We start from the raw sequence: 1,857 nt of genomic DNA, 5'->3' as shown, positions 1-1,857 counted from the left end.
CTTCAGAACTAACACAGTGGACGCGAGCAACTGAGGACAAGCCCTCGGCCTATTAGTACCAGTCAGCTCCACCCGTTACCGGGCTTCCACATCTGGCCTATCAACCCAGTCGTCTACTGGGAGCCTTACCCTCTCAAGGAGGTGGGAATACTCATCTTGAAGCAGGCTTCCCGCTTAGATGCTTTCAGCGGTTATCCCTCCCGAACGTAGCCAACCAGCCATGCCCTTGGCAGGACAACTGGCACACCAGAGGTTCGTCCGTCCCGGTCCTCTCGTACTAGGGACAGCCCTTCTCAATATTCCTACGCGCACAGCGGATAGGGACCGAACTGTCTCACGACGTTCTAAACCCAGCTCGCGTACCGCTTTAATGGGCGAACAGCCCAACCCTTGGGACCGACTCCAGCCCCAGGATGCGACGAGCCGACATCGAGGTGCCAAACCATCCCGTCGATATGGACTCTTGGGGAAGATCAGCCTGTTATCCCCGGGGTACCTTTTATCCGTTGAGCGACGGCGCTTCCACAAGCCACCGCCGGATCACTAGTCCCGACTTTCGTCCCTGCTCGACCCGTCGGTCTCACAGTCAAGCTCCCTTGTGCACTTACACTCAACACCTGATTGCCAACCAGGCTGAGGGAACCTTTGGGCGCCTCCGTTACCCTTTGGGAGGCAACCGCCCCAGTTAAACTACCCATCAGACACTGTCCCTGATCCGGATCACGGACCGAGGTTAGACATCCAGCACGACCAGAGTGGTATTTCAACGGCGACTCCACAACCACTGGCGTGGCTGCTTCAAAGTCTCCCACCTATCCTACACAAGCCGAACCGAACACCAATATCAAACTGTAGTAAAGGTCCCGGGGTCTTTCCGTCCTGCTGCGCGAAACGAGCATCTTTACTCGTAGTGCAATTTCACCGGGCCTATGGTTGAGACAGTCGAGAAGTCGTTACGCCATTCGTGCAGGTCGGAACTTACCCGACAAGGAATTTCGCTACCTTAGGATGGTTATAGTTACCACCGCCGTTTACTGGCGCTTAAGTTCTCAGCTTCGCAACCCCGAAAGGTCACTAACCGGTCCCCTTAACGTTCCAGCACCGGGCAGGCGTCAGTCCGTATACATCGCCTTACGGCTTCGCACGGACCTGTGTTTTTAGTAAACAGTCGCTTCTCGCTGGTCTCTGCGGCCACCCCCAGCTCACGGAGTAAATCCGATCACCAAGCGTGGCCCCCCTTCTCCCGAAGTTACGGGGGCATTTTGCCGAGTTCCTTAACCATAGTTCACCCGAACGCCTCGGTATTCTCTACCTGACCACCTGAGTCGGTTTAGGGTACGGGCCGCCATGAAACTCGCTAGAGGCTTTTCTCGACAGCATAGGATCATCCACTTCACCACAATCGGCTCGGCATCAGGTCTCAGCCTTAACGTGTGACGGATTTGCCTACCACACGGCCTACACCCTTACCCCGGGACAACCACCGCCCGGGCTGGACTACCTTCCTGCGTCACCCCATCGCTTACCTACTACCACCTTGGGTCAGCGGCTCCACCACTCCCCTTTGACCGAAGTCTCCAGGGCGGCTTCACGGCCTTAGCATTAATGGGCTCGATATTGGGCGTTTCAAAGCGGGTACCGGAATATCAACCGGTTGTCCATCGACTACGCCTGTCGGCCTCGCCTTAGGTCCCGACTTACCCTGGGCAGATCAGCTTGACCCAGGAACCCTTAGTCAATCGGCGCAAGAGTTTCTCACTCTTGTATCGCTACTCATGCCTGCATTCTCACTCGTGAACCGTCCACAACTCGCTTCCGCGGCTGCTTCACCCGGCACACGACGCTCCCCTACCCATC

Annotated in this window: 1 rRNA gene; it reads right to left on the bottom strand. The window is 56.7% G+C overall.

The features are described from left to right. Window positions 1-32 precede the first annotated feature (32 nt). A 23S ribosomal RNA gene (locus ACIQUR_RS35165) occupies window positions 33-1,857 on the bottom strand; the annotation flags it as partial.

The organism is Streptomyces sp. NPDC101132, assembly GCF_044759225.1.
Taxonomy (GTDB): domain Bacteria; phylum Actinomycetota; class Actinomycetes; order Streptomycetales; family Streptomycetaceae; genus Streptomyces.
The sequence above is the reverse complement of the archived record's forward strand: the minus strand, read 5'-3'. Positions and strand labels throughout refer to the sequence as shown.